This is a genomic window from Providencia rettgeri, from assembly GCF_023205015.1.
Lineage (GTDB): Bacteria > Pseudomonadota > Gammaproteobacteria > Enterobacterales > Enterobacteriaceae > Providencia > Providencia rettgeri_E.
In genome coordinates this window covers 618,870-644,282 of record NZ_CP096258.1, presented here as the reverse complement: position 1 = coordinate 644,282, position 25,413 = coordinate 618,870, and the positions used below count along the sequence as shown (strand labels likewise).

Annotated in this window: 21 protein-coding genes; 5 read left to right on the top strand and 16 right to left on the bottom strand. The window is 40.0% G+C overall.

The features are described 5' to 3' along the window. Positions 1-23: 23 nt before the first annotated feature. Positions 24-1,673, bottom strand: a complete 1,650-nt coding sequence (locus M0M83_RS02720) for a Na+/H+ antiporter (RefSeq protein ID WP_125892807.1) — start codon at positions 1,671-1,673, stop codon at positions 24-26. A gap of 263 nt (positions 1,674-1,936) precedes the next feature. After that, positions 1,937-3,283 carry an NCS2 family permease gene (locus tag M0M83_RS02715; RefSeq protein ID WP_004260863.1) on the bottom strand — a complete coding sequence of 449 codons (1,347 nt, stop codon included), beginning with the start codon at positions 3,281-3,283 and terminating at the stop codon, positions 1,937-1,939. Between the two features lie 606 nt (positions 3,284-3,889). On the opposite strand from M0M83_RS02715, the gene M0M83_RS02710 reads away from it, so the two are divergent. Further along, a complete protein-coding gene (locus tag M0M83_RS02710) occupies positions 3,890-5,578 on the top strand; it encodes a hypothetical protein (protein WP_248467564.1) in 1,689 nt (562 codons plus the stop codon). A gap of 45 nt (positions 5,579-5,623) precedes the next feature. On the opposite strand, the gene M0M83_RS02705 is transcribed toward M0M83_RS02710, so the two are convergent. Then, positions 5,624-6,907 carry an MFS transporter gene (locus M0M83_RS02705; protein WP_336432054.1) on the bottom strand — a complete coding sequence of 428 codons (1,284 nt, stop codon included), beginning with the start codon at positions 6,905-6,907 and terminating at the stop codon, positions 5,624-5,626. A 94-nt stretch (positions 6,908-7,001) separates the two neighbouring features. Next, positions 7,002-7,754: a sulfite exporter TauE/SafE family protein gene (locus M0M83_RS02700; protein ID WP_102139097.1), complete on the bottom strand. Its 753-nt coding sequence runs from the start codon at positions 7,752-7,754 to the stop codon at positions 7,002-7,004. 211 nt (positions 7,755-7,965) lie between these two features. On the opposite strand from M0M83_RS02700, the gene M0M83_RS02695 reads away from it, so the two are divergent. Beyond that, positions 7,966-8,523, top strand: a complete 558-nt coding sequence (locus tag M0M83_RS02695; protein ID WP_213913984.1) for a helix-turn-helix domain-containing protein — start codon at positions 7,966-7,968, stop codon at positions 8,521-8,523. On the opposite strand, the gene M0M83_RS02690 is transcribed toward M0M83_RS02695, so the two are convergent. The 4 genes from M0M83_RS02690 to ivbL all read right to left on the bottom strand — a co-directional run bounded on the left by M0M83_RS02690 (position 8,520) and on the right by ivbL (position 11,554). Next, positions 8,520-9,182: a hypothetical protein gene (locus M0M83_RS02690; RefSeq protein ID WP_213913986.1), complete on the bottom strand. Its 663-nt coding sequence runs from the start codon at positions 9,180-9,182 to the stop codon at positions 8,520-8,522. The genes M0M83_RS02695 and M0M83_RS02690 overlap by 4 nt on opposite strands. A gap of 194 nt (positions 9,183-9,376) precedes the next feature. After that, positions 9,377-9,661: an acetolactate synthase small subunit gene (ilvN, locus tag M0M83_RS02685; RefSeq protein WP_125892816.1), complete on the bottom strand. Its 285-nt coding sequence runs from the start codon at positions 9,659-9,661 to the stop codon at positions 9,377-9,379. Positions 9,662-9,663: 2 nt separating this feature from the next. Next, positions 9,664-11,361, bottom strand: a complete 1,698-nt coding sequence (gene ilvB, locus M0M83_RS02680) for an acetolactate synthase large subunit (RefSeq protein ID WP_248468411.1) — start codon at positions 11,359-11,361, stop codon at positions 9,664-9,666. 103 nt (positions 11,362-11,464) lie between these two features. Continuing rightward, positions 11,465-11,554, bottom strand: coding sequence for an ilvB operon leader peptide IvbL (ivbL, locus tag M0M83_RS02675; RefSeq protein WP_413776238.1), 90 nt, complete (start codon positions 11,552-11,554; stop codon positions 11,465-11,467). A gap of 851 nt (positions 11,555-12,405) precedes the next feature. Between ivbL and M0M83_RS02670 the strand changes: the two genes are divergently transcribed. Then, on the top strand, positions 12,406-12,813 hold the full coding sequence (locus M0M83_RS02670; protein ID WP_102139104.1) for a helix-turn-helix domain-containing protein: 408 nt from the start codon (positions 12,406-12,408) through the stop codon (positions 12,811-12,813). A 285-nt stretch (positions 12,814-13,098) separates the two neighbouring features. Here M0M83_RS02670 and M0M83_RS02665 read toward each other — a convergent pair whose 3' ends face one another. Then, entirely contained in the window at positions 13,099-13,620 is a 522-nt protein-coding gene (locus M0M83_RS02665) for a single-stranded DNA-binding protein (protein ID WP_125892829.1), read from the bottom strand. 448 nt (positions 13,621-14,068) lie between these two features. Here M0M83_RS02665 and uvrA point away from each other — a divergent pair, with 448 nt between their 5' ends. Both uvrA and M0M83_RS02655 read left to right on the top strand, forming a co-directional pair. Further along, positions 14,069-16,903, top strand: a complete 2,835-nt coding sequence (gene uvrA, locus M0M83_RS02660; RefSeq protein ID WP_213913988.1) for an excinuclease ABC subunit UvrA — start codon at positions 14,069-14,071, stop codon at positions 16,901-16,903. Between the two features lie 333 nt (positions 16,904-17,236). Next, complete coding sequence (locus M0M83_RS02655) at positions 17,237-18,418, top strand: hypothetical protein (protein ID WP_213913990.1); 1,182 nt, start codon at positions 17,237-17,239, stop codon at positions 18,416-18,418. A gap of 88 nt (positions 18,419-18,506) precedes the next feature. Here M0M83_RS02655 and M0M83_RS02650 read toward each other — a convergent pair whose 3' ends face one another. From M0M83_RS02650 to M0M83_RS02620, 7 genes are all read right to left on the bottom strand, one after another. Then, a complete protein-coding gene (locus tag M0M83_RS02650) occupies positions 18,507-21,068 on the bottom strand; it encodes a fimbria/pilus outer membrane usher protein (protein WP_248467563.1) in 2,562 nt (853 codons plus the stop codon). Between the two features lie 57 nt (positions 21,069-21,125). Continuing rightward, positions 21,126-21,890: a fimbrial biogenesis chaperone gene (locus M0M83_RS02645; RefSeq protein ID WP_282561414.1), complete on the bottom strand. Its 765-nt coding sequence runs from the start codon at positions 21,888-21,890 to the stop codon at positions 21,126-21,128. Position 21,891: 1 nt separating this feature from the next. Beyond that, positions 21,892-22,602, bottom strand: coding sequence for a fimbrial biogenesis chaperone (locus tag M0M83_RS02640; RefSeq protein ID WP_248467562.1), 711 nt, complete (start codon positions 22,600-22,602; stop codon positions 21,892-21,894). Positions 22,603-22,612: 10 nt separating this feature from the next. Next, positions 22,613-23,149, bottom strand: a complete 537-nt coding sequence (locus tag M0M83_RS02635) for a fimbrial protein (protein ID WP_248467561.1) — start codon at positions 23,147-23,149, stop codon at positions 22,613-22,615. A 5-nt stretch (positions 23,150-23,154) separates the two neighbouring features. Next, the gene (locus M0M83_RS02630; RefSeq protein WP_213913999.1) at positions 23,155-23,733 is read right to left on the bottom strand and encodes a fimbrial protein; all 579 of its coding nucleotides are present in this window, start codon (positions 23,731-23,733) and stop codon (positions 23,155-23,157) included. Then, positions 23,708-24,418 carry a fimbrial biogenesis chaperone gene (locus M0M83_RS02625; protein ID WP_213914000.1) on the bottom strand — a complete coding sequence of 237 codons (711 nt, stop codon included), beginning with the start codon at positions 24,416-24,418 and terminating at the stop codon, positions 23,708-23,710. Before M0M83_RS02625 ends, M0M83_RS02630 begins: the two co-directional genes overlap by 26 nt. A gap of 94 nt (positions 24,419-24,512) precedes the next feature. Further along, positions 24,513-25,073: a fimbrial protein gene (locus M0M83_RS02620; protein WP_213914002.1), complete on the bottom strand. Its 561-nt coding sequence runs from the start codon at positions 25,071-25,073 to the stop codon at positions 24,513-24,515. Positions 25,074-25,413 lie beyond the last annotated feature (340 nt).

Sequence of the window (25,413 nt, the reverse complement as noted above, 5' to 3'; positions counted from 1 at the left end):
GCTAGAATACTCGCTTTTTGGTTTTAATGCTCTTTTTCGATCAAGACGGCTTCCAATAAATCCAGATCGACCAATAACGTTTGTAGCGTCTCATTACTGATTTTCTTGGTAGCACGCAAGTGATAAAGCTCACCACGCTCTGCACGTAGTGCCGTTAAACGAAAACGTCGTTCAAGGTCTTCTATCAGCAAATTATGGTCAATTTCATCTTGCCCTGCCGTACGCCGTCTTAAATACCCCGTCACACGGGAAGCGACTTCACTGATATCTTCTGAATCGAGTTTTTCATCAACGTCAGCAGATAAACGTTCCTGCATTTTATTTAAGCTGACAATCGCCACTTCAGCCATGGCAGCTTTTGCCATTCGAATTTCATTGGCATCCGCTTCTTTGTCGCCCACTTTAAAATTACGCAGCAGAAGCGGTAAAGCGACCACACCTGCAAAAATGGAAAATAAGATAACCCCTGCGGCAATAAATACTAACTGGTAACGGGCAGGGAATGGCGAACCATCCGTTAAAAATAACGGAATAGAGAGCACACCTGCTAAGGTGATTGCTCCGCGTACCCCTGCAAAAGAGGCGAGCCAAAGCTCACGTACAGTGTAGTTAGCGAACTGCAGCGGTTTTTTCTTTAAGAATAAACGGCTAAACCTTTTCATCAACCATAGCCAACAGAAACGCAATAGCAGTAGAGCAAAATAGATAATTGCCACCGCGGCAAATAGCATCCACGTTTCTACGCTTGGATCGAGATCCGCTTGGATAACAGACGTTTCCCAAATACCGGGCAATTGAAGCCCTAACATAATGAAGACTAATCCGTTAAAGACAAACTCAAGCATCGACCAAACGCTATCAGCACGTAGCCTCATTGCTAATGGCGCATTACGGATAACCCCAGATTTTGTGATGGTCATACCCGCTGCTACCGCGGCTAAAATGCCTGAAAAACCAATATGTTCTGCAATCATGTATGAGGCAAATGGTAGCAATAACATAAACACAATTTGGGTCGCGGGGTCATCACCGCTCCAACGGCTCATTAAACGTAACGATTTACTGTACAGCCAAGTCACGATAATACCTGCGAGTAGCCCACCGATCGCAACTTTGAAAAATTCAATGGTCACGCCAGAGGCACTAAACACCATGGTTCCCATGGCAATTGCAACTGCAAATTTCAATGCAACTAGGCCAGAGGCATCATTCATCAATGCCTCCCCTTCCAGAACGCTCATCATCCGCTTAGGGATACGCCCTTTTCCAACAATGGAAGATAATGCAACGGCGTCAGTAGGCGATAACACAGCCGCGAGAGCAAACGCAGCAATCAATGGAATACCTGGCATCAACCAATAAATTAAATAGCCGATCCCAATAACCGTAACCAATACGAGAACCAACACTAAAATAAAAATTTCTCGGCCGTTTTGAAAGAACTCACGTGTTGGTGTTTTCCACCCATCAACAAACAACAGAGGTGGGATCAATAGAACCATAAAAAGTTCTGGGTCAAAGGTGACATGTAGGCCAAATTGTGGCCAAGCCAATAGTGCACCAATCGCGATTTGAATGAGAGGAAGAGGAATACGAATAGGAAGAATTTTAGCGGCAACCCCTGAAACAGAGACAGCTAAAATCAAAATAAGAATAGTAAAGAAAATTTCCATGTTGCCCTTACTGAATTAACCTAGCGACTAGAACCTAAAATTTTGCCTGCCGCCGCATAGTAAGAGATAGCACCGTCCAGACCATGATAATTGAGACCAAGCCAGCCACCAGTGGAAATCATACACAGCCACTTGATTAACTGCCTTCTTTCTATTTTATCCCTAGCTATCCATTTTCGGGGAAAAAATTGAGACTTTACGATTAATTAATACAATAAGTTAAAAAGGTGGCAATGCCAGCCACCTTCCTGAAGCAATTCACTTTAGATTGCCAACCCTGAAGCATAAAATACCACTAAAAGTACCGCAATAATGACAGTACCAATATTCAATTTACGCCATTCACCTGCACAAATACGGCCGATAACCAAAGCAGCAAAGCCCAACATGATACCCGTGACAATATTACAAGTCAGAACAATGAACACCGCGCATAATAAGCCAGACATTGAATCCACAAAATCGTCGAAATCTAGCTTAGAGACATTACTGAGCATTAAAAGCCCAACATACATCAATGCAGGAGCCGTTGCATAAGCAGGCACTAAATAAGAGAGTGGCGATAAAAAGAGAATCAATAAGAATAGTACGCCAACCACCACTGCGGTTAAACCGGTACGGCCACCCGCAGCGGTACCTGCCGCAGATTCAATATATACCGCCGCAGGAGATGCGCCAATCGCCCCCGCAAAAATACTGCTCACGGAGTCCGCTGTTAATGCTTTACCACCATCAATAATTTGGCCGTCTTTATCCAATAAATTCGCTTGCCCCGCCACTGCGCGGATAGTGCCTGTGGCATCAAAAACGGCTGTCATCACTAATGCAAGCAAGCTTGGCAATACCATTGGCTGTAATGCACCCATGATATCCATATTAAAAACCAATGAGAGCCCATCATCACCCAATGAAGGCAACTTGAAGAAGCCCTGATATTTCACCGCAGGATCAAAAATTAAACCAATAATTGAAATCGCAATAATAACAAGGAGTACGCCACCCGGAACACGACGTTTTTCTAAACCAAAAATGACCGCTAACCCAATGAGTGACATCAAGACAGGGAAAGACGTAAATTCCCCTAGAGCAACAGGTAGGCCGGCATTTGGGTTTTTGATCACTAAACCTACCCCATTCGCTGCGATCAACAGTAAAAATAAACCGATACCAATACCTGTACCATGTGCAATCCCCATTGGCATATTGCGTAAAATCCAACTACGAATACCTGTAACCGAAATAATGGTGAATAAACACCCCATTAAGAATACAGCGCCCAGTGCCACAGGAATGCTAATTTGCTGGCCTAGCACCAGACTGAATGCCGTAAATGCAGTGAGTGAAATTGCACAACCAATTGCCATCGGTAAGTTGGCCCATAACCCCATCAATAAAGAACCAAAACCCGCCACTAAGCAAGTTGCAATAAAGACCGCGGTTGGAGGAAACCCTGCTTGCCCTAACATGCCAGGTACAACGATGACAGAATAAACCATCGCTAAGAATGTGGTTAACCCTGCAATGATTTCACGGCGAACAGAAGAACCGCGCGCTGTTATCTTAAAAAATGAATCCAATTTGCAACTGGATGAAGCCTGTTGGCCTGACATGGTATACCTCTGCTGTTAATGGAAAACGAAAGCTCTCAAATACTGCTAACAACTAACCTATACATTGACGTAAACGATTACGTTTTTCAGAAAAAAACAAACTAACTGGGGAAAAACCCCCAATGAAAACAGCTACGCAATCGTTTGGCTTTAAAATTAGAATAAAACATATTGTGAGGGGTGCAATTATCATTCTAAATAGGGGAAATGATCAAGCATTTTTAGCATTTCTTGCCTGCTTGATCTTTTTTAATACCCAAACATACAGATTATTATGCAATGAACATTATTTTTAAATAATGATTATTTTTCGTTACATTTACGTTACGTAAGAATAGCTAAATACCTTTCATATAGTCTCTGTTTAAAGAGTACGGTTATTTTTTTGATATAATTCTAGAACATCCTCTTACAAAACGAATAGCTGAAATTTTATTTATTGGTGGTAATATGCGTCATTTTAAATGTACCTAAAAATACGTTTCCTATTGTTTTTTATAAAAAAACAGCCATCAACCACTGAGTAAATATATATTTAAGTATATAATCTCAATTATTATCAACTGCAGTTATAGTTTCAATTTAATTTAGTAAAAACACATTAAAATGCCAAATAATAATGCACCATTAATCATATTACAGCGGAGTATTTTATTACTTTTCATTAGTTTTCTTGCTATGTATTTGTTACCAGGAATATATAGTCATAGCCCTTGGAAGCAAGATGAAAATTATAGTTTTGGTATTATTCACACTATGTATGAAACAGGTAAATGGTTAGTTCCCACAAATGCGGGTGAGCCATTTATGGAAAAACCTCCGCTTTATTATTGGGTTGCAACTATTACCTCTCATTTACTTTCAAATCTGATGCCACTTTATGATGCAGCTCGTAGTGCAAGCTTAATTTTTTCGGTTATCAATTTTTCATTTTTTATTCTTTTAGCGCGCCGTTTTTTCCATGCCAAAGACTTCACCGATACCCGTATTTGGGTTGCTTTTGCACTGTATGCCTGCGCTCCCGGCATTATCAGGCATAGCCATGATATGTTTACCGATGTTGCGCTAATGGCAGGGGCGACTATTGGCTTGTACGGGTTATTGGGGCTGATACAACAACAAAAAATGCACATGTCTGCACTTTGGTTATCTCTTGGAACCATCGTCACCATGCTGTCAAAGGGCGTTTTCATCCCAGGTGTTCTCTGGATTTGCCTATTTTTATCGCCAATTTTTCTCGTCCAGTGCCGAACTAAGCAGTTTTGGTTATACAGCTTAACTGCAGGGTTAATTGCCTTTATCGCTATTTTACCTTGGCCTATCCAACTGTACCTTCAACACCCTGATTTGTTTATCGTATGGTTTTGGGAAAATAATATCGGTCGCTTCTTTGGTTTTTCGGTTGAGAAATTAGGGGCAAAAGCCAATTTAACCCGTATCCCAGCAGCGGTTTCCTTATTTGCCTTTCCGTCTGGTTTACTGGCGGTTGCTTATTTTCTAAGGCACCCAGTTAAGCGCTTATTTAATTCTAACGAGTTTCTATTAGCGCTATTTCCTTTATTAGGTATTGTTTTTTTACAGATTTCAGCTTCTGGTCGGGCGTTATATTTACTGCCTTTTATTGCCCCCATGGCCATATTAGGAACCCAGACACTATTTTGTTTCCCAGAAAAGCTCCTCAATAATATTGCCCGCTTTGCAGCTGTTTTATGGTCTGCACTCATTCTTTTTTTATGGGCCTGCTATTTCATCTCTTTGGCTGGCTATCAGCAAGAATGGCTAGCTCCATTTGGTCGCTGGCTCCCCATGAGCTACCAAATGTCATTTTCTCCCGTTGTATTTATCTGTGCTCTGTTGATTACATTGGTATGGTTTTTACGCAATAAAATTATTCCAAACCTTATGCCACCTGCTTTTCAGATGATGAAAAACTGGTTATTAGGCTTATGTGCCGTTTGGGGGATAATTTTAACCTTATTTTTGGGGTGGATAGACTATGCAAAAGGTTTCGAAGGGGTTTTTGTCGATTTAGACCAGCATTTAACTGGCCAATTTGCAGAAAATGATTGTATGGCATCTGATAATATTGGTGAATCTGAAGCACCGATGCTCTACTACTACACTGGGGTATTACATCAACGCCAAGACCGGTTTGAAAAACCGGAACAATGCCGCTGGCTAATTGTACTCTCAAAAACGATTAAACCTGCACCGCAAGGCATGGAATTATTCTGGCACAATCATCGGCCGGATGAATTCCGAGAAAACCTCGTTGTGTATAAAGTTATTGAGTAATTTATTTGCGGTGCTCGCTGACTGAGTAGAGCACCGCAAATGAGCTTATTGGGTAACTTGCTCAACTTTTTGGGCACTGTATTTTTCTCGAGTGAACCATAAAAATACAGTCACAGACAGAACCAATAACACCGGTAAGCCTACAGGTGAGATTGAAGTCGCAATTCCCGCAAGTAGTGGCCCTGATAAATTACCAATTCCCCACAGCATGGCAGCCGCAGCATTAGCAATGATCAACTCGTTCCCTTTGAAATATTGGCCGATTTGCACCAACGCAATAGTATAAATTGCCCCTGCTGTCGCCCCTAAGACAAACAGTAATATCCAAATCAAATAAGGTTGAGTTATAAGGAAAGGCAATAATAGACTGGCTGCAAGTGTGATAATGCCACAGATTCGGTACAATTTTTCTCTATTCATATGGTCTGCTAGCCAGCCAAAAGGAAGTTGCATAATGGCATCCCCAGCAAGAATGGCGCTAATCATTAACGCGGCAACCGCCTCTGTATGCCCCATTCCCATGCCATAAATTGGGAATATCGATAAAATGGTTCCATCAAAAAAGGCAAAAAATAAAATTCCACCACAAATACCCGGTGCAATTTTCACAAATTGAACAATTGAAAAATTAGATTTTTCGGCATTTTCGGCTAAACGATCACCGACTTTTTGGTCCATTAAAATAAATAGCGCCACAGAGATTAAATGGATCAACGTACAAATCAATAAAGGGGATTTATCTTCCACACCATAATAAGCAATAAAGGAAGGCCCGAGTAGCTGGCTTACTGTGAATACAGTGGTGTAAATTGCCAAAATACGGCCCCGTTTATTTTCAGGGGATAATTCATTAATCCACGTTTCTCCCAAACAAATCAGCACGCCACTCGCTAAGCCTGTTACTAACCGTAACGGAAATAATAACCAAAGAGGCAACGAACTCAATAATGGTAATAAACTTAAAGCAGAAACAAGTGTTGCTAATAGCATTGCTTTTCGCTTACCTGACCAACGCACAATACGTTGAACGACAGGTGCAATTAAAAACATGCCTAATGCAGGTGCCGCTGAAATAATGCCAATATACAACTCATTGATACCATAATTATTTAGCCTAAGCGCTACCATTGGAATACTTAGCCCAATAACGATACCAATGACAGCAATACTCATTGTAATGGTAAAAATAGCAAAGGATGGGGAACGACGAAAATGTTGTAAACGCTGATTATCAGAGCTCATGTTGAAATTAATCTGTTTCTTTTTAACAAAACAACAGACTTTAACTCCATAAAATAGATTGTTATTAGAAATAAAAAACCACATCATTATTAGTAAAACCAATAATGTTCGCGATGATTGTAACACGACCTATATATTCTGCTATTTATCTTTATAAAACTATTTTTAATATTCTAAATACTTAAAGGACGAAAAAGTATCGATAAAGCAGAGCAATACCTGATAATAAAATAATAACATTAATAAATTTTAAAAAACTTTCACGTGAAATTTTTAATGTTATATGCCGCCCAACCCACGTACCGATTAACATAGCAGGAGAAAAAGCTAAAGCAATCAATAAAATATCCAAATTGAGATACACTCCCATCACCAAAAATATCACCACTCGAGTTAGCGTGCTAAACCCAATTAACGTCATTTGAGTGAGTCGAAAACGTTGTTTATCTTCAATTCGGCTCGATAAATACATGGCATAGATAAAACCACCACTACCAAATAAAGCACTAAAAACACCGCCCACTAAACTAAATGGGACAACCAATGCCTTTGAAAAGGGTAATTTTGATTTTTTAGAAAAGAATGCGTGTAATACATAACCTACAACAAATAACCCAAGTAATAATACGAGTATATCGGGGCGTGTTTTTAATAAAATCGCAGCGCCAACTAAACTCCCTACTATCATTAATGGAATTATCCATTTAATTTCCTGATAATCTGCATTTTTACCATCTTTAAATAAGTTCAAAACTGCGGCGGTTAGATCAATTAGCGCAAGAATTGGAACAATCATATTTAATGGCAAATACATGGCTAACACAGGGGTTGCTATGAGGGCCGAACCAAACCCCGCCATACCAAAAACCAAATAAGCAAAAAGTAGCGTTGAGAAACAAATCGCCATTTCTAATGATAATAATTCAAACGGCATGACCTTAACTCCAGACGTTTTTTAACGTCCTCACTATAGGTTCTTTCAAATACAGAAAATAGTTTTATTTTTGTCGGATTTTAAATTTCAAATCTATATCAAAAAACAAAATAGCCACTTTAAATACAATATACAACTAAGAGTGTATAATTTGCTTCACTGAGTGATACAGAACTAGCACAATAAATTAAAATTCAGGTAAAGACACATTGTGGATAAAAAAATTAATTTAAAAATCGGTCAGAAAATTCGTTTACTTAGGCAAGCAAGAGATCTTTCACTAAACGAGCTATCTCGTCTATCGGGGATCTCGAAAGCGGCTTTATCCAAGTTGGAATCTGGCGATTCAAACCCACGCATTGATACATTAGAGTCAATTGCCATTGCCCTGCGCTTTCCACTAAGCGATCTGTTTACACGGCAACATGAGGCCTATCCCTATTTTCTCAAAGCCACTCCCAATGAAAAAGAGTATTCACAACAGTTTAAGTTTCGCATTAGCATGGGAAATATCTCTGAAATTTGGCAATTAACCATGAAAAGAGGCGCTATCATTAATAGCCCCGCCCATATGAGTGGAACCCACGAACACATTATGGTGAATTCTGGCTCACTCATGTTACGGCTGCATAACGACCAAAATGTCGTCTTAGAGGCGGGGGATTTTTATGCTTTCAGTGGTGATTTCCCACACAGTTATCTCTGTATGGAAGGAGAACTGCAAGCAACCGTCGTCATGACTTACTCTCACCTTAGTGATAGCGTTTAAATTGCGGCATGTTGTGCATCATAACTAATGCGCAACGTCCCCTTTTTAAATTTCATCGACTTAATTGAAAAATGCTGAATGTTATCTAGCGAAGAAACATGTGTTCCACCACAAGGCATTTCTTCAGTTTGGTCGATATAGCTGATCCGCAAATCCCCCTTTTGCTTTATTGCAACGGCTCGCCCACTATGAAGGCTTTGGTTAACAATATCTTCAATGTATTGGCTATCTAGCTCTTCAAAAGGTGTGACATCCCCTTCCATCATGCTAAATTCCACCCGTGATTCATCAGGAAAGTGATGGCCTTTTTGTGCAAGCCAACCAAAGCGACGTAATTCCCAATTCAACAAGTGACCAGCAGTATGTAGCGCCGCATAACGCTGACGTTTTTCCTTATCGACCCTTGCAACCACATTGCTATCTTGGCTCAAAATGACATTTTCTGGTAAGTATGCCACAATTAAACCACTTGAGTGTTTCTTAATGCGAACAGCGATATCATTCACCCAAGCAGTATCCATGGGTTGTCCACCACCCTGTGGGTGGAAAATATTATCTTTTAAAGCAACCCAATAACCCTCATCATCTCCTCCTTGCGCCAGTAAGGAAGTTTCGATTTCATACTGATAAGTGTTCGATAAATAGATGTTATTTTGCATAGATTCATACCTGTTTGTTATTCAATTTACCAAATAGAAACCCACAATACATTCGAAAAATTATTGTTCAGCAACTGAATTTATACCATCATCGTTCGCTTTAGGAAACCCCATTTATCACTATGATTAAATATCAAACAAAAATAGCCCACACAGTTGAATGGGCTATTCGGTCATAAAACTTAATCTCAGAATTACTGTAAATAATTTTGCATTGTTTCGAAAAGACTCAAATCATCACTAAAGCGTACTTCTCGAACATCTTCTAGTTTTTCAACTTGGTTAATCATTTGCGACAAGCGCTCATCTTTTTGTACTAATAGCCATATACGGCTTTCATCTTTATCTTTAATCGGCATACAGAGAATGCCATCAACGTTAAATGCTCTACGGGCAAATAAACCACAAATATGTGACATTACACCTGGGTGGTTACGAACAATTAGCTCTAAAGCAATCGGATGATGTTCAAATACCATAATTACGCTCCAATCATATCAATGTTAGCTGCACCCGGTGGAACCATTGGATATACCTTCTGATTAACATCAATCAAGGCATGGATCAAACATGGACCTTTGGTATTCATTATCGCTTCTAACGCCATTTCAGGGTCTGCTTCATTATTTAAATCGCAAGTTTGCAAACCGAACCCTGCCGCAATTTTGATAAAGTCAGTTTGGTACGGATAAGCTGCAGCAAATATGCGGTTTTCAAAAAATAAATCTTGTTGTTGATGAACCATTCCTAATGCTTGGTTATTCATTAAAATGATTTTGATATTTAACTGATGTTCCGCTGCGGTTGCCAGTTCTTGAATATTCATCATCAAACTGCCATCACCAGAGAAGCACACTATCGTTTTTTCAGGTTTTGCTAACGCCGCGCCTATCGCAGCAGGCAGACCAAACCCCATGGTACCTAACCCGCCTGATGTCAGCCATTGACGTGGACGAGACAGAGGATAAGCTTGAGCTGCCCACATTTGGTGCTGACCAACATCCGTTGTCACAATGGCATCTTCACCTGCTGCACGTGCTGTAGACAGAACTAAGCCATAGTGATTCAGCGGGTTATCCGCATCACTGAAATTCAGTGGATATTTCTCTTTTAATTGATTGACTTGCGCCACCCAATCAGCGCGCTCATTACGTTCAACCAAAGGCAATAACAATTCCAATATTTGTCCTGCATCTGCATGAATAGCGATATCTGGACGCTTAATTTTGCTGATTTCTGCTTTATCGATATCCACATGGATGATTTTCGCGTTAGGACAAAATTTTTCTGCCTTGCCTATCGCCCTATCATCAAAGCGTGCACCTATAACAATCAATAGATCCGATTCTTCCATTATCATGTTAGTACTCGCCGCAGCGTGCATACCTAACATACCTAAATATAACGGATGCCTCATCGGGATAGTACCAAGTGCCATTAAGGTCATGGTGGTTGGCAATGAGGCTTTTTCCGCAAAGGCGATTGCGGTTTCTGTGGAATCGGAACTAATCACCCCACCACCAAAATACAAGATTGGACGTTTCGCGTTATTAATCATTTCAGCCGCTTGCAGAACTTTTTCCATGTCAAAAGCAGGCGCTTTATCTTTCGGTAATACTTCTGGTATTTCAGTTAGTTCAATTGTGGCAGTTTGAACATCTTTTGGAATATCAATCCAAACAGGTCCAGGGCGGCCTGACTCTGCAATACGAAAAGCATCACAAATCACTTGTGGCAATTCATTGATATTACGAACCAAATAATTATGTTTCGTTACTGGAATCGAAATGCCATAGGTATCAACCTCTTGGAAAGCATCTGTGCCAATCATTGACGAAGAAACTTGAGCCGTAATGCAAACCAACGGGATAGAATCCAGTTTTGCATCGGCAATAGCCGTCACTAAGTTTGTTGCCCCAGGTCCACTTGAAGAGATACAAACTGCAGCTTTCCCTGTGGTACGCGCAATTCCCTGAGCAATAAAGCCTGCACCTTGCTCATGGCGAGCCAGTATATGACGGATTTTCTGGCTTTGGCCTAATGCATCATAAAAAGGCAAAGCCGCTCCCCCAGGAATGCCAGAAACGATGGTAATACCGTGTTTTTCCAGTAAATGTACGATTAATTCTGCGCCCGTAAAGCGGGTTTTATGTGGTGTTGTGGTGCCCGATTCGCTCATCATAATTATCCTTTGCTAGCCTGCGGACTTGAGCGAGAAGTGATAAAAAACCCCGCTCGGTTTGCGCCGGCGGGGTTTCTAAATCTGCGTTGATTTGTACCCGTTACGGCGCTAAGCCCACGACCACCACCACACGCACGACCACCGCGGCACGTGGCGCGGTTAGTAGTAGGTTTGAGTGATTAATAGTCATGTTCACGGGTTCTTCCTGTTTAGTCTGTCTAATTTATTTGATTATTGTTTTTCAATTTCTTTTCTTAAGAAAACATAAATTTCCCAGCATGACAATCATTTTTTCTTGTTTTATTCCAAAGGAATGGTAATTGCGACATTCATCACACTCCACTCACTCAGAGATATTATCTAGCAAAATAAAAAAATATAGAACTAATCACCATTCAAAATCCCAACAAAACCTTGACTTAAAGTTAACTTTAAGTTGTATCCTTTGCTCCAACTCAAGGGATTTCGCCCTTGATGGAAACATTAGCTAATTTATTTTTAATTAATAAACAGAGGGATATATGTCAAAATCCGTTTGGTGGTTAACCATAACACTTGCATTATTTATCTCCAAAAATGCGATTATTCTTTCTGTGGTTGGTGGTTATTGGGACTGCGGTTAATGGAGAAAAATACATTATTTTCTGCGGTATCATATGATTAATATAATCAGCACTACTAACTTATTACTACATACCTATGAAGCTCATAAAAGGGCTAAAGTGCAAGCAATGAGTGATCCACTACGATTTTGATGAGTTTTTTTCATGTTACGGAAATTTATCCCAAGCCATCAATGATAACTTTTGCCATTATACCGTTATTTTATACTCGAGAGTATAATCGTTACCTATATTGTCAGCCATTAACCCTATAAATATATTTTCTTAAGATAAACTCCACTGGCTATAAACTAATTAAAAATCGGTATTTTGTCTATTTTGCCAATTAACAAACTGTATTCAACTTTGTTTACTATTTATTTATTGGCTATTGACTGAATGAGGGATAAGATTAAAAAGTAACTAATAGGAAGATATTATGTATAAAGAAATCCCTGTTCCCTGCAATGGGAAATACACAGAATTTCAATCTACAGTTGTTAATGAAATATTAGTTTGGATTGAAATGAACTTAACCAGTCGTCTATTACTTGATGATATCGCACTAAAATCAGGATATACAAAATGGCATTTACAAAGAGTATTTAGAAAAGTCGTTGGTATGCCTTTAGGTGAATATATTCGCCGAAGGAGGATCTGTGAAGCCGCAAAAGACCTATGCTCCACTGAACTCCAGGTTATTGATATTGCATTAAAATACCAATTTGACTCCCAGCAATCTTTTGCGAAGCGATTTAGAGCTTATTTAGGTACATCACCATCAATCTACCGACTGTCCGGTGAAAGTCAAAATGACCCATTACTACTGGAACCTAAAGTAGCTTGATACGCTAATATGAAAATAAAATTTATATTTCCTTTTTTAATAACGCGACCAGTACAAAGCCCTATGTAAGTTAATTACTGGGGCTTTTTTTATTTTCCATTCATTTAAGAAACTCTTAATTTAAAATTAATAAACCCTTAAGGTTTTAGTTTTATATTTAGTTTACCATATTAATAAAAAAAAATAATTTTCTGGATATATAATTTTAATTTTATTGTTTATTAAACAATAAAGGCTCCACAAAGAAGCCTTTATTTTATTTATGTATTCTAATTAGTAAATCAATTAGAACGGAATATCGTCATCGAAGTCCATTGGTGGTTCATTGGTTTGTGGAGCAGGCGCTGATGAACGTGCTGCAGGGGCTCCGCCGCCACTAAATTGCTGTGCTGCTTGTGGCTGCTGAGGTTGACCCCAACCACCTTGGCCACCCTGACCTTGTGAAGATGCATCACCACCACGGCCACCTAACATTTGCATTGAGCCACCGATATTCACAACAACTTCTGTCGTATAACGGTCTTGACCACTTTGGTCTTGCCATTTACGTGTTTGCAGAGAACCTTCGATATAGACTTGTGAACCTTTCTTCAGGTATTCACCAGCGACTTCAGCAAGTTTGCCAAAAATAACCACGCGGTGCCATTCGGTTTTTTCACGCATCTCACCGGTTTGCTTGTCACGCCAACTTTCAGAAGTTGCCAGAGTCAGGTTTGCCACAGCTCCGCCGTTAGGCATATAACGGATTTCTGGATCTTGTCCTAGGTTACCGATAAGAATTACTTTATTTACGCCTCTGCTGGCCATTTATTACTCCTGATGCATTGAATTTTAATCTCTGGATTAGCCGTGAAGTTTACCACGACAGAGCTGATTTGCACCAATAATTGAAATTGAGCTTGTTAATTTGCGAAACGCTTTCCAGCTTTTAGTGAAATTTCATAGTGCTTTTATCAGTATAGACACAAAATAATGCACACCGCATCTATCTTTTCGATAAATTCAGATCGCTGTTTTTCTGTTTTTTTGTTTCACCATTAAAATCTTACTCTAAATAGTTCAAACAGCGGCTAGACGGCAAGCGAAGATATCGTAGGGAGCATACAAAAGTATGTGACTTGCGTAACTGAGAGCAGCCAACACCGCCACGGTTTGAAATATGACGAATAGGAAATACTGTATATCCATTCAGCCATAAATATGTGATAATAGTCCCTTGCGATTGTTCAATATCAAATCATCCGGGAAGTGGTAAATGGATAATATCGAAGTCCGCGGCGCACGCACGCATAATCTGAAAAACATCAATCTCATCATCCCTCGCGACAAACTCATTGTTATTACTGGGTTATCTGGTTCAGGGAAGTCATCTTTAGCTTTTGATACCCTGTATGCAGAGGGTCAGCGCCGTTATGTTGAATCTTTATCTGCTTATGCTCGCCAGTTTCTTTCTTTAATGGAGAAACCGGATGTCGATCATATTGAAGGGTTATCCCCTGCGATTTCGATTGAACAAAAATCCACTTCACATAACCCACGTTCGACAGTCGGAACCATCACAGAAATTCATGACTATCTGCGGTTATTATTTGCACGTGTTGGTGAACCTCGCTGCCCTGATCACGACATACCTCTTGCGGCTCAAACTGTTAGCCAGATGGTCGATAATGTTCTGGCTCAGCCCACCGATCGCCGAATGATGCTACTTGCGCCTGTCGTTAAAGAACGTAAAGGGGAGCACGTTAAGTTACTCGATAACTTAGCCAGCCAAGGCTATATCCGTGCCCGAATTGATGGGGAAGTTTGCGATCTATCCGACCCGCCAAAGCTCGAATTACAGAAAAAACATACCATTGAAGTGATTGTCGATCGTTTTAAAATTCGTGAGGATATCGCTCAGCGTTTAGCTGAATCCTTTGAAACTGCATTAGAACTGTCTGGCGGTACCGCAATTGTTGCAGATATGGATGACGCCAATTCAGAAGAACTGGTTTTTTCTGCTAATTTTGCCTGTTCCGTTTGCGGCTACAGTATGGTGGAACTTGAACCTCGCCTATTTTCTTTTAACAACCCTGCAGGCGCCTGTCCGAGCTGTGATGGCTTAGGTGTTCAGCAGTTTTTTGACCCCGAAAGAGTCATTCAAAATACTGAAATCTCACTCGCGGGTGGTGCAATTCGGGGTTGGGATCGCCGTAATTTTTACTATTTTCAGATGCTGATGTCATTAGCTGAGCATTATAAATTTGATGTGGAAGCGCCTTACGACACCTTAAGCCCTGCTATTCAAAAAATTATTTTATACGGCTCAGGCAAAGAAGCGATTGAGTTTAAATACCGTAATGATCGTGGTGACATCACTGTGCGCCGACACCCTTTTGAAGGCGTGCTCAATAATATGGAACGCCGTTATAAAGAAACAGAATCAACGGCTGTCCGTGAAGAATTAGCGAAATATATCAGCAACCGCCCATGTGTTTCTTGCCATGGGACTCGCTTACGTAAAGAAGCGCGCTTTGTATTTGTTGAAAATACGACATTGCCTGAAATCGCAGATTACAGCATTGGCCACGCAATGGAATTTTTCCAGAACCTAAAACTCACAGGTCAGCGCGCTCAAATCGCAGAAAAAGTTTTAAAAGAAATTGGCGATCGCCTGAAATTTCTCGTCAATGTTGGGCTTAATTATCTGACACTTTCACGTTCTGCTGACACCTTGTCTGGTGGTGAAGCACAACGCATTCGTTTAGCCAGCCAAATTGGGGCGGGTTTAGTGGGAGTGATGTATGTTCTTGACGAACCTTCAATTGGCTTACACCAACGGGATAATGACCGCTTACTTGAAACATTAATCCATCTTCGTGATCTAGGAAATACCGTGATCGTCGTTGAACATGACGAAGACGCGATCCGCGCCGCAGACCATGTGATTGATATCGGACCCGGTGCTGGGGTGCATGGCGGGCAGATTGTTGCCCAAGGAACACTGGAAGATATTGTCGCAAACCCAGATTCACTCACCGGTAAATTTTTAAGCGGTGAGCGCAGAATTGATATCCCGCAAAAACGCGTTCCAATTAATAAAGATAAAATGCTGACGGTATTTGGAGCCAAAGGCAACAATCTAAAAAATGTGACGCTAAAAGTTCCTGTGGGTTTATTTACTTGTATTACTGGTGTATCAGGTTCCGGTAAATCAACGCTCATCAATGACACTCTATTCCCTATTGCTCAACGCCAATTAAATGGGGCGACCACCATCACCCCTGCCCCTTATTTGGATGTAGAAGGCTTAGAGCACTTTGACAAAGTCATTGATATTGACCAGAGCCCAATAGGCCGTACACCACGTTCCAACCCTGCTACCTATACCGGTGTGTTTACACCTGTTCGTGAATTATTTGCCGGTGTGCCTGAGTCTCGAACTCGTGGTTATAACCCAGGGCGCTTTAGCTTTAACGTTAAAGGCGGCCGATGTGAAGCTTGCCAAGGTGATGGCGTTATCAAAGTTGAAATGCACTTCTTACCTGATGTGTATGTCCCTTGTGACCAATGTAAAGGCAAACGCTATAACCGCGAAACACTAGAAATTAAATATAAAGGTAAAAATATCCATGAAGTGCTGGATATGACCATTGAAGAGTCTCGTGAATTTTTTGATGCCGTCCCCGCCCTTGCCCGTAAGTTACAAACGCTGATGGACGTTGGTTTATCCTATATCCGCCTCGGCCAATCAGCGACGACGCTCTCTGGTGGTGAAGCACAGCGTGTGAAATTAGCTAAAGAATTATCTAAACGCGGAACAGGACAAACTATCTATATTTTGGATGAACCAACAACTGGCCTACACTTTGCGGATATTCAACAGCTGTTAGTGGTTCTGCATCAGCTACGTGACCAAGGCAATACTATCGTGGTCATTGAACATAACCTTGATGTGATTAAAACGGCAGACTGGATTGTTGATTTAGGCCCTGAAGGCGGTAGCGGTGGCGGTGAAATTTTAATTGCCGGCACGCCAGAAGAAGTGGCTGAATGTAAAAAGTCCCATACCGCTAGGTTCTTAAAAACGATTTTAGAACGCGGGTATTAAGCATAAAACACTCATAGGGAAAACGTTATCCGTTTTCCCTTTTTTCTATCTACTAAACTAAACCAAATAATTCTTAGCCGTTAGATTTATCCAATTCCCTTTAGGTGAAGATTAGAATAATCCCTTTAGTTTCAATCAATAACCCCCTCATTTTATAGAATATAGATATATCTATTCACTTATCTCTGGTGATTAAAACATTATCCTCTTTATTTTTAGAAATTTTACCTGAGATGCAAATACCCTATTGATTTCTGCCATTTATATGACGAATGAATTAAAACAACGTATATTATACTGAGTAGCTTTTCTTCTCTGTGGCGGAATAAGACGATGAACACAAAAACACATAAATCGAGCCTCACTTCTCTTTTATTGCTTAGTCTACTGGGGGCCTCTTTTATCGGTGAATCTGCTGTCGTCGGGACCGCTACATTAAAATTACATGGTGTTGTCGACCTCACATCGTCAGAGCGTATTGTCAGGGAAATTCAAGGCACCTTGAGTGGAGATACCGTCATGAATGTCGAACCCGTTTATGCGACGGTAAAACGAGATTACTGGTTGGAAACATTGCCATTATTAGGTATCAGTAATAGCCAGTCACAATGTAAGCTATCTGGCTTTTCTCGGGTTCCTTATGTCGTTGCAAATACCCATGCAGCTCCATTAGTTAATCAAGAAGGCGGTATTAACGCCTATGTTATTCCACAGCTAGACTATGATTTGGTTATTAGTCAATTTGGTAACCGTTTAGAACCCGCTTATCATGGTACGTTTTTCACAGCAGATAATAGTGATAAACTTTCTAATATTCCACTACCTGGCGTGAGCGACGCCTGTCTTTACCCGAGAGATAGTTTCAAGCAAGTCCCTAAAGGGGGCCATAAGAGCCTGACTTTATCTGTTTCTCGCCCTCAATTATTGTATGTTGATAGTGATTTGCCTTCTGGCAAGATGCAATACAGTAACCAAACGCCATTGTATTTTATAACCAGCGGACACAGTACCGCGGCAAGAAGTGCCATTCGCTTAAATATCGATGCAGATATTACGATTTTACGTTATTGTGAAGTGAGTAATGTCACCAACAGCCAGATTAAACACTCTTTTTTAGATGAAATGCAATCATTACATAAATCGTCATTAACAGTAACGTGTAATGGGAGCAAGCAAGACAGCATAAGAATGATAGCAAAAGCTAAAGACACAGATTATGACGCCTCAAACCCCAAAAAATTACTGTTGAAGCCTGTTGATACAACCGCCAAATCAGATGCTTTACCTTGGGTTATTGGTCGTATTTATGAGGCAGGTAAATCCGTAACGTTAAGCTGCAATGACTCTACTCACTCACAGCTAATGAGTTTCAACGGAGAGGAAGTCGATCTTGGTGTAAAAAACACCCAAAAATCAATGTTATTTGATATATCTTGGGCATTGTGTCGAACACCTGAGGTCGAAAGTGGTGAATATCAAGGAAAAGCAGATTTAGAGTTTTTTATTAAAAGCTAATCACCATAAGGTCAGCCAAAGTCTCAAAGAGAAAGACGTGGTAACTACCGCACATCTTTTCTCTATACTGTTTATTTTGTTCCACGCATTAATGTACGCAATCGAGTGAAAGTACCCTAATCGGGTTATCTGCGGTGGGTGTCATATTCTGCAGGTCACTAAACGGCACATCACACGATTGCTTATTCTGGGCTCCCCACTGAATGCGTAACAATCCAGAGTCGGGTAATCCACTCATATACAGCTGCCCATCATCGCCCACCAGCCCGGTGTTTTCCTCTATTGCCGAGGCTTCAACTAACGTGGCAACAGCGCCAAACGGGATAACCCCGTTATCATCATTTAATTGAATGATAACTTGGTACCCTATACGAGTATCAAATTTTACCTTCACAATCGCACCAGCGGTGGGATAAATCGTTTTTGATGTCTGTGCTAATGTCACGTCATCGGGTAATGAATTTACATCTAACCCCACACTGTTTTTCGAGTATTCGGAGAGATAGGGGTAAATCGCTTGGCCTCGGCCATTAATTTGAGTATTACCGACCGTTAATCGCGTTCCTTCCGCCCCTTCCGCTTCCACAATCGCAAAGCTATCGCTCATGCTACGCCCAAATAATAAACCACCTGAATAAATGGCCACACCGCCATTAATACCGGCATTCACAGAATGATAGTTGCTTGAGTAGCTGTACCCCCCGGAGAGTGTCCCTTTCGACCAAGTGTAGTTAGTATAAATGCTGCCTGAACTTCTTTGGTTTTGATTTCCCCAGCTTTGCGAAACCCCATAAGTCAGTTTGGAATCTAACAAACTTCCGCTGAGCCCTGCTTGCTGGATTGTTTTACCGTTATTATCATGGCTAATAGAATAAGTACTGCTGATGTTACGTGCAGTCGGTGAATTCGAAAATAAACTAAACGGAACGCTAAGATTAAAGCTTATCTGGCGGTTTTCTGGCCATTGTCCGCTGTCTTTGGTTCTATCAATACTGTAATTAATGCCGTATGAAACACCTTTAATACTCGTATTATAGCCAGCTGAAACCTGAGTCACATTTTGAGCGTCATCCCAATATTCATTGCGACTCCCCGAAAAATAAAGGTTGCCATAGTTTCCTAATGGTTGCGAAATTGACGCTGAATATTGTCGCCGTTCTTGTATTCCCGTCCACGGAGCAACCTCATCGATATAACGATAATTATGGTTATTGAAATTATTAAAAGTGTAATAATCCTTCGAGGTGTAATGCGTCCCTGACAAATCAATCGACGTGTTTGTGGCCACAATATTTTTGGCATAACGCAAACGGTAAGCCTGCGCTTGATGTGTTTGCGTATCTAATGTTGCCCGTGCATGAGTCACATCGGCCGAAATCGCCCCGATGTCCCCCATTGAAAAACCAACCCCAGAAACGCCTGACCAATAATCTTGCGCGGCAATAACCCCCCCATAAATAGTGATGTCATTTGGCAAACCATAAATACCACTGGCGAGAAGAAAATCAGACTCTTTTGACCCCACCGTCACACCGCCATCATAGCGACCGGTTGTGAGTTCATATTGCCAACCTCCTGGCCGTTGCATAATGGGCAAGGAAGAAAAAGCCACAGTAAATGTCCGCTCAGAGCCATCCTCTTCTTTTATTGTCACATCTAATGCGCCAGAATTACTTCCCGTTGCGAGGTCTTGAATATTAAACGGCCCAGGAGGTACATAGGTTTGATAAACCACATACCCATTTTGACGGATCGTAATTTGTGCATTCGACTGGGCTATTCCTTTGATATCAGGAGCAAATCCACGCAAGCTACTGGGCAACATTTGGTCATTAGAACTTAATTGAATTCCTCTAAATGGGATCGAATTAAACAGTTCACTGCGAGTACTGCTTTCACCGACTAATAATTCGGAACGCATGCTATACACGCTGCGGGAGACAGCCGTATTTGAGAAATGCGTTTTCGTTTCATTTCTACTCGTCCCGTTATGATATTGATGATTATCCGTATGAGATAAACTTGAACGAAGACGCCAGGCCCCTACGTTAAAGCCACTATTAAGGTTAATGAAGACATTATCGCTTTTTTGTTTTCCTGATGACGATTGGTTATTTGTCGAATGATTCCCCGTGATCACATAGTTCGTTTTTAACGCGGTGATCCCATCATCCAATAATTCTTGGGGGATATAACCCTCTACGGCAGTGTCCATCGCGACTTGTGGAACGCTAATATTCACACTCAGTGTGGATAATTGCGTGCTGACACTGGCACCCTCAATATAATCAGAAAGTGCAGTAATAACATAATCTTGAGGCAATCCCCTTAATTTAGGGATCGCATCAATTTTCACACCGAAGGAGGCTAATGTTCTGAGGGTTAATTCCGGCACAACCTCATCATGCTGATTTAAAACAAAGTTAAGGGGAAACTCACCTTTAGGCTGTTGGTTAACAAAAACCTGCAACGTATATTCCCCTGTCGGGGTGCTGTTATCTTTTGAAAATTGGCTAAGATTAATGTCGCTAGCATCGATGCCAAGCTGCTCATTGAGTAAATTTGGATCGAAATACTCGTCACCTTGACTGATAAAAGGCAATAAGATTAACGAGGGTAGCAAACCTTTTTTAAAATCAGATAACGTCATGATAAATCCACCGCTGTATATTGCCATCAAGCCAAAGGCAAAAATAAATGCTAATGATTATTGTATTAAGCGTGTTTTTTGTTTTGTTGGTAATAGGTACTCATCTAAAATCGCCCAGGACACTGAGCCCGACGGTAAACTTTCAAAATGGAACCGTTGTTCCGAAAAAGGCGGAACAGATAAAAAAAGCGCCTCGTCACTAAAAGCATGTCCATTGATAGAAAGATTATCAAAAGTGGCATAAATAGGGCTGTTATTCATAACAATTAACGCATTATTTTCACGTCGAAATGAGAGCTTTTCCGCGACCTGTTCTAATGTTATATCTTTTAAATCTGCGGGCCGATAATACACTTTAAATAACAAAGAGCGGGTCACGGTAAACTGCAGAGATGATTGACTTTGACGCTCGGTTGAGGGAATTGCTTTTAATTGGACTAAAAAAACACTTTCCCTATCGGAAGGTAAATTCTGAGTTTGCCCTGTAAATAAAATTCGCCAACTGTAGTATTCATCGCCCTTTAATTTATATAAAGGCGGTGTCACCGTAAATGGAATTTTCTCTTTTTTATTGAGAATATTAATCCCCGTATTTTCATCAAGCCACTGCATATTTGCTTGGATTAAATAAGCAGAAGTACTGGTATTACGTAAACTCACTGAAACGCTTTTCTCTCCCACCATATAAGTGAGTCTTTGTAATGAAAATTTGAGATTATCAGGATCCGCATTGACCGAAAAATGAGTTATAGCCCCGATAAATAATACCAAACCACATAAAAATCTTAATGGACTCAAATTATATTTATTCTGTAAATTCATATTATTTTACCGATGCGGAGACTAAAGGGTAAGAAAAAATATTCGATAGCCCACCAAAATCATTAATCATTTGCCAACTGGCTTGAGTGATTTTACCGTCAACATCGCTAATAACAACCTGCTCAAACGGGGGTAATACCATATTCTGAGGATATTTTTTTTGGTTTAATTGTATATTCACAACGGTCAGGTAATAAGGCGTTGGGTTATTAAATTGCCATTGATTACCTTTTTGAGACAGTGTTACTTGCTGGAATATTTCCGTATTTGGTACGGTTAAATGGTTCGGCCGATATAATACTTTGATGACGATATTCGTCACAAAAGTCAGTTTGGCATTATTTTCTTGGCCACTGACCTGCTGTGTCGAAGGGATCGCTCGGGTATAAAGATAAAATAATGACTCTTTCTCTGTGGGGAGTGCTTTTTTATTGTTCACCAATATTTTAGCCGTAAACTTGCTGTTGGCATCTAACCGGAACAAAGGGGGAGTGACGATGAAAAAAGACGATTTTTTTCCTTCGAGTTTATCGGTAACTGCCGTTTGAATTAAATATGGCGAGTTATCATCGTTAGTGATACTAAAAACTTGGCTAATATTATCACTGTTGATAATAACCCTTGTTTGATCCAAGCGAATACCGGCTCCCAGAGCATGCAAACTGAAACATAATGAGAAAGTCAGAGATAACCATGTTATTAATCGCTTCATATCACCTCAATTAATCCACAATAAAAGAAAAGGTCACAGTGGATTGGAAATTACCCACTTGCGGTTCGCAAGAACTCCCTGATGCACATCTCACGTAGGTATAGAGTGTTTTATCGAGTTTATTTGCATCAATTTGCGTCCAGACATTGGCGTCTTTTTCTAAAAAATCACTCACATTCATTGAGCTTGCAACATTGTCACTTTCAGAAAAACTAATCCCAAATCCTTTTGTTGGATCATCAATAAAGGTCACTGTATCCAAATAGTTTTTTGGCGATATTTTTACATAAGATTGCGTAAAATTTTTACTTATGCAATCAGACAACGATATTTTAATTGGGATGGGTTGCACTTTATTTGTTTGAATATCTGAAAATGTTAAGTTACCGAAGTCAACTTCATTCGTTGATGTGCCAATCACTGATATTTTACACATCTGAGAAATTATTTTCACATTAAAATCAAATTCCGCATTATTATTTGATAACGCAGAAAATGAAATAAACGATAGAATAAATAGAATAAAGCTAGATAATATTCTCATCATTCCCCTTATGGCTGCAAAAATGTAAAAACAATCGCCGCGCTGAGTTTTCCTGGCTGTATCGCCGAATCATTTAATTTAACAACCTGAGCTTCAAAATGTTTTTCGTTATCTCCATTTTGAATAGGGAAATCAATCACACTTTCATGATTAATAAAATTAATGGCTGTACAGTTTCTTTTTAAACTATCACATTGCAAAAAGGTAAATGCCGCGTTTGTCTTATTATCTTTCGGTGAGAGCTTACCATCAATAATCTGAGACTGGTTATCTGCCGTCAGGGTTACCTGCAAGTCAGGGAGTATTTCCGTATTATAATCTTGGCATTGATACTCGACTGAAAAAGGCTCGGTAGGCGCCGATGGGGCGACATGATTAATCTCTTTTGCGGTTAAGATACGCGAAAAATTAACCGTTTTATGGCTAAAAGCAAATGCACATGTCCCTTTTGAAACATAACCTTTCACGATAAGGTCAATATTCATATCTTGTTCTGTTATTGAGTAAGCCAGGGGATAAACGCCCCCCAAAGAAAAAGTACAAATACTGCAAACTACTCGCTTAAGGAAGCTGTGCTTTAAACTCATTGGTCCCGCCTAAGTCAGTAATCGCACGCCAAATAACGGTCCCTTTGTGCATATTGGAAGTGATGGGGTACTGTAATGATGAATACGGTGCGATGGTCGTGTTTCCTTTTTCCATACTCATATTAATTTTTTGTTTATTAATACTGATTTGTGCAAGATTAATATAATAAGGCGAATTATTGGTCACCTTTAATTGGTTACCTTGGCTTTGAAATACCAATTTCTTTTGGGCTTCATCTGAAGTTAAGGGTAAATTTTTAGGTCTGTAAAAGACTTTAATCACGTGATCATAAGCAATATTTAAACCGTCACCGTCCACTTTTTGACTTTGGCCCGCCACCATAGTGGCATGAAAAAAGAACAGTGACTCTCTATCTTTCGGTAAATTATTACTTTTTTCTAATACTCTAACTTCTTGTCGAGAATTGGGCGCGATTTTAAATACAGGCGGGGTTGTTTCAAATGGCACGTTACTATCCTGACTTTCTGACGTCATGAAAGTCCGTGTCAAATATGAAACGTGTGAATGACTATTTTTTATCGCGATAGAGACGCTTTTATCCCCTTGAGGATAAACAATACGTGTTGCATCTAAGCTGACGCCATCAGCCCAAGAAAATGATGAAGCTAACAATAATAAACTAAAGTGAGATAAGAGCGAGAAATAGCGTATTTTTAGTACCATGTTGTTACCTTAATAAGCAAAGTCCCTAAAAGGGACTCTGTGAATAACACTATTGGTAATGTAACACAATATTACGCATTTTTAAGCGGTACTTTTAGTTATACGATACCGTAAAAGTCACCGGAACTTTCAAGCTATCGCCGACGGTCGCTTGATTCACCATAATGAGTCGTGCTTGCATTGGAATATTCGCAAAACCATCTTTAACAATAGTATCGGTAACCGTCATTTGCGTTTCTTTATTAGGTAAAATATCTTGAGCGAGATTATCTGCATCAAGTGCTTTTAATTCAACCGCGAGCGATTTTGCCGAAGAGTTCGCAAATAACGATGGATTAAAGGGTGATGCTGAGCCTGATGCATGAACAAAGACCGTTGAATCACCTTCTTTTGCTGCTGAACACTCTGTTAATGTTAAATGGAAATTTTTCGTTTCACCAATCGCATTTCCTTTTGTCGCACTTGCTAAATCTTGAGTTGTAAATACGCCCCAGTTCACCATTGAACCTTCTGTTGTTGATGACACATTACAGCTTGCAGCGCGAACTAAAGCTTCAAAAGTAATTGTCGCTGCTTGGTTTTCAGCAAATACCGCAGGAGTAACGAATGTTGATGCAATGATAAGTGCAGGTGCAATTTTATTTAATAAAGTCATGTGTGTGTCTCTCAGAGTAAAGTTTAATTTTAAAAGTTTTAAATGTTTATTCTTTCCACCTACCCAACGGTAAATGTCAGTAATATCTAATAATCTAGTTAATACCTCTTTGTTTGATGCGATTATGATACGAATGTTATTTTCTGAAATAAACGTGAAAGGTGTAAGAAAACTCGGATTAAGTGTGAATAAACTTTAAAAAAAACAAATAACGAAAGTTAAATAAAGACTATTTATCAGTAAGTTAAAAAAAACGATCCGAAACATTTATTCACATTTGGAGGGGGGATACTTAAATTCAATTTATCGATGACAAGGCTATTTTTTATTTTTATATGAA

What these genes read in the sequence shown, in the direction of transcription:
- M0M83_RS02720 (WP_125892807.1), bottom strand. Translation starts at nt 1,673, where the DNA reads ATGGAAATTTTCTTTACTATTCTTATTTTGATTTTAGCTGTCTCTGTT.
- M0M83_RS02715 (WP_004260863.1), bottom strand. Translation starts at nt 3,283, where the DNA reads ATGTCAGGCCAACAGGCTTCATCCAGTTGCAAATTGGATTCATTTTTT.
- M0M83_RS02710 (WP_248467564.1), top strand. Translation starts at nt 3,890, where the DNA reads ATGCCAAATAATAATGCACCATTAATCATATTACAGCGGAGTATTTTA.
- M0M83_RS02705 (WP_336432054.1), bottom strand. Translation starts at nt 6,907, where the DNA reads ATGATGTGGTTTTTTATTTCTAATAACAATCTATTTTATGGAGTTAAA.
- M0M83_RS02700 (WP_102139097.1), bottom strand. Translation starts at nt 7,754, where the DNA reads ATGCCGTTTGAATTATTATCATTAGAAATGGCGATTTGTTTCTCAACG.
- M0M83_RS02690 (WP_213913986.1), bottom strand. Translation starts at nt 9,182, where the DNA reads ATGCAAAATAACATCTATTTATCGAACACTTATCAGTATGAAATCGAA.
- ilvN (WP_125892816.1), bottom strand. Translation starts at nt 9,661, where the DNA reads ATGGTATTTGAACATCATCCGATTGCTTTAGAGCTAATTGTTCGTAAC.
- ilvB (WP_248468411.1), bottom strand. Translation starts at nt 11,361, where the DNA reads ATGAGCGAATCGGGCACCACAACACCACATAAAACCCGCTTTACGGGC.
- ivbL (WP_413776238.1), bottom strand. Translation starts at nt 11,554, where the DNA reads ATGACTATTAATCACTCAAACCTACTACTAACCGCGCCACGTGCCGCG.
- M0M83_RS02670 (WP_102139104.1), top strand. Translation starts at nt 12,406, where the DNA reads ATGTATAAAGAAATCCCTGTTCCCTGCAATGGGAAATACACAGAATTT.
- M0M83_RS02665 (WP_125892829.1), bottom strand. Translation starts at nt 13,620, where the DNA reads ATGGCCAGCAGAGGCGTAAATAAAGTAATTCTTATCGGTAACCTAGGA.
- uvrA (WP_213913988.1), top strand. Translation starts at nt 14,069, where the DNA reads ATGGATAATATCGAAGTCCGCGGCGCACGCACGCATAATCTGAAAAAC.
- M0M83_RS02655 (WP_213913990.1), top strand. Translation starts at nt 17,237, where the DNA reads ATGAACACAAAAACACATAAATCGAGCCTCACTTCTCTTTTATTGCTT.
- M0M83_RS02650 (WP_248467563.1), bottom strand. Translation starts at nt 21,068, where the DNA reads ATGACGTTATCTGATTTTAAAAAAGGTTTGCTACCCTCGTTAATCTTA.
- M0M83_RS02645 (WP_282561414.1), bottom strand. Translation starts at nt 21,890, where the DNA reads ATGAATTTACAGAATAAATATAATTTGAGTCCATTAAGATTTTTATGT.
- M0M83_RS02640 (WP_248467562.1), bottom strand. Translation starts at nt 22,602, where the DNA reads ATGAAGCGATTAATAACATGGTTATCTCTGACTTTCTCATTATGTTTC.
- M0M83_RS02635 (WP_248467561.1), bottom strand. Translation starts at nt 23,149, where the DNA reads ATGATGAGAATATTATCTAGCTTTATTCTATTTATTCTATCGTTTATT.
- M0M83_RS02630 (WP_213913999.1), bottom strand. Translation starts at nt 23,733, where the DNA reads ATGAGTTTAAAGCACAGCTTCCTTAAGCGAGTAGTTTGCAGTATTTGT.
- M0M83_RS02625 (WP_213914000.1), bottom strand. Translation starts at nt 24,418, where the DNA reads ATGGTACTAAAAATACGCTATTTCTCGCTCTTATCTCACTTTAGTTTA.
- M0M83_RS02620 (WP_213914002.1), bottom strand. Translation starts at nt 25,073, where the DNA reads ATGACTTTATTAAATAAAATTGCACCTGCACTTATCATTGCATCAACA.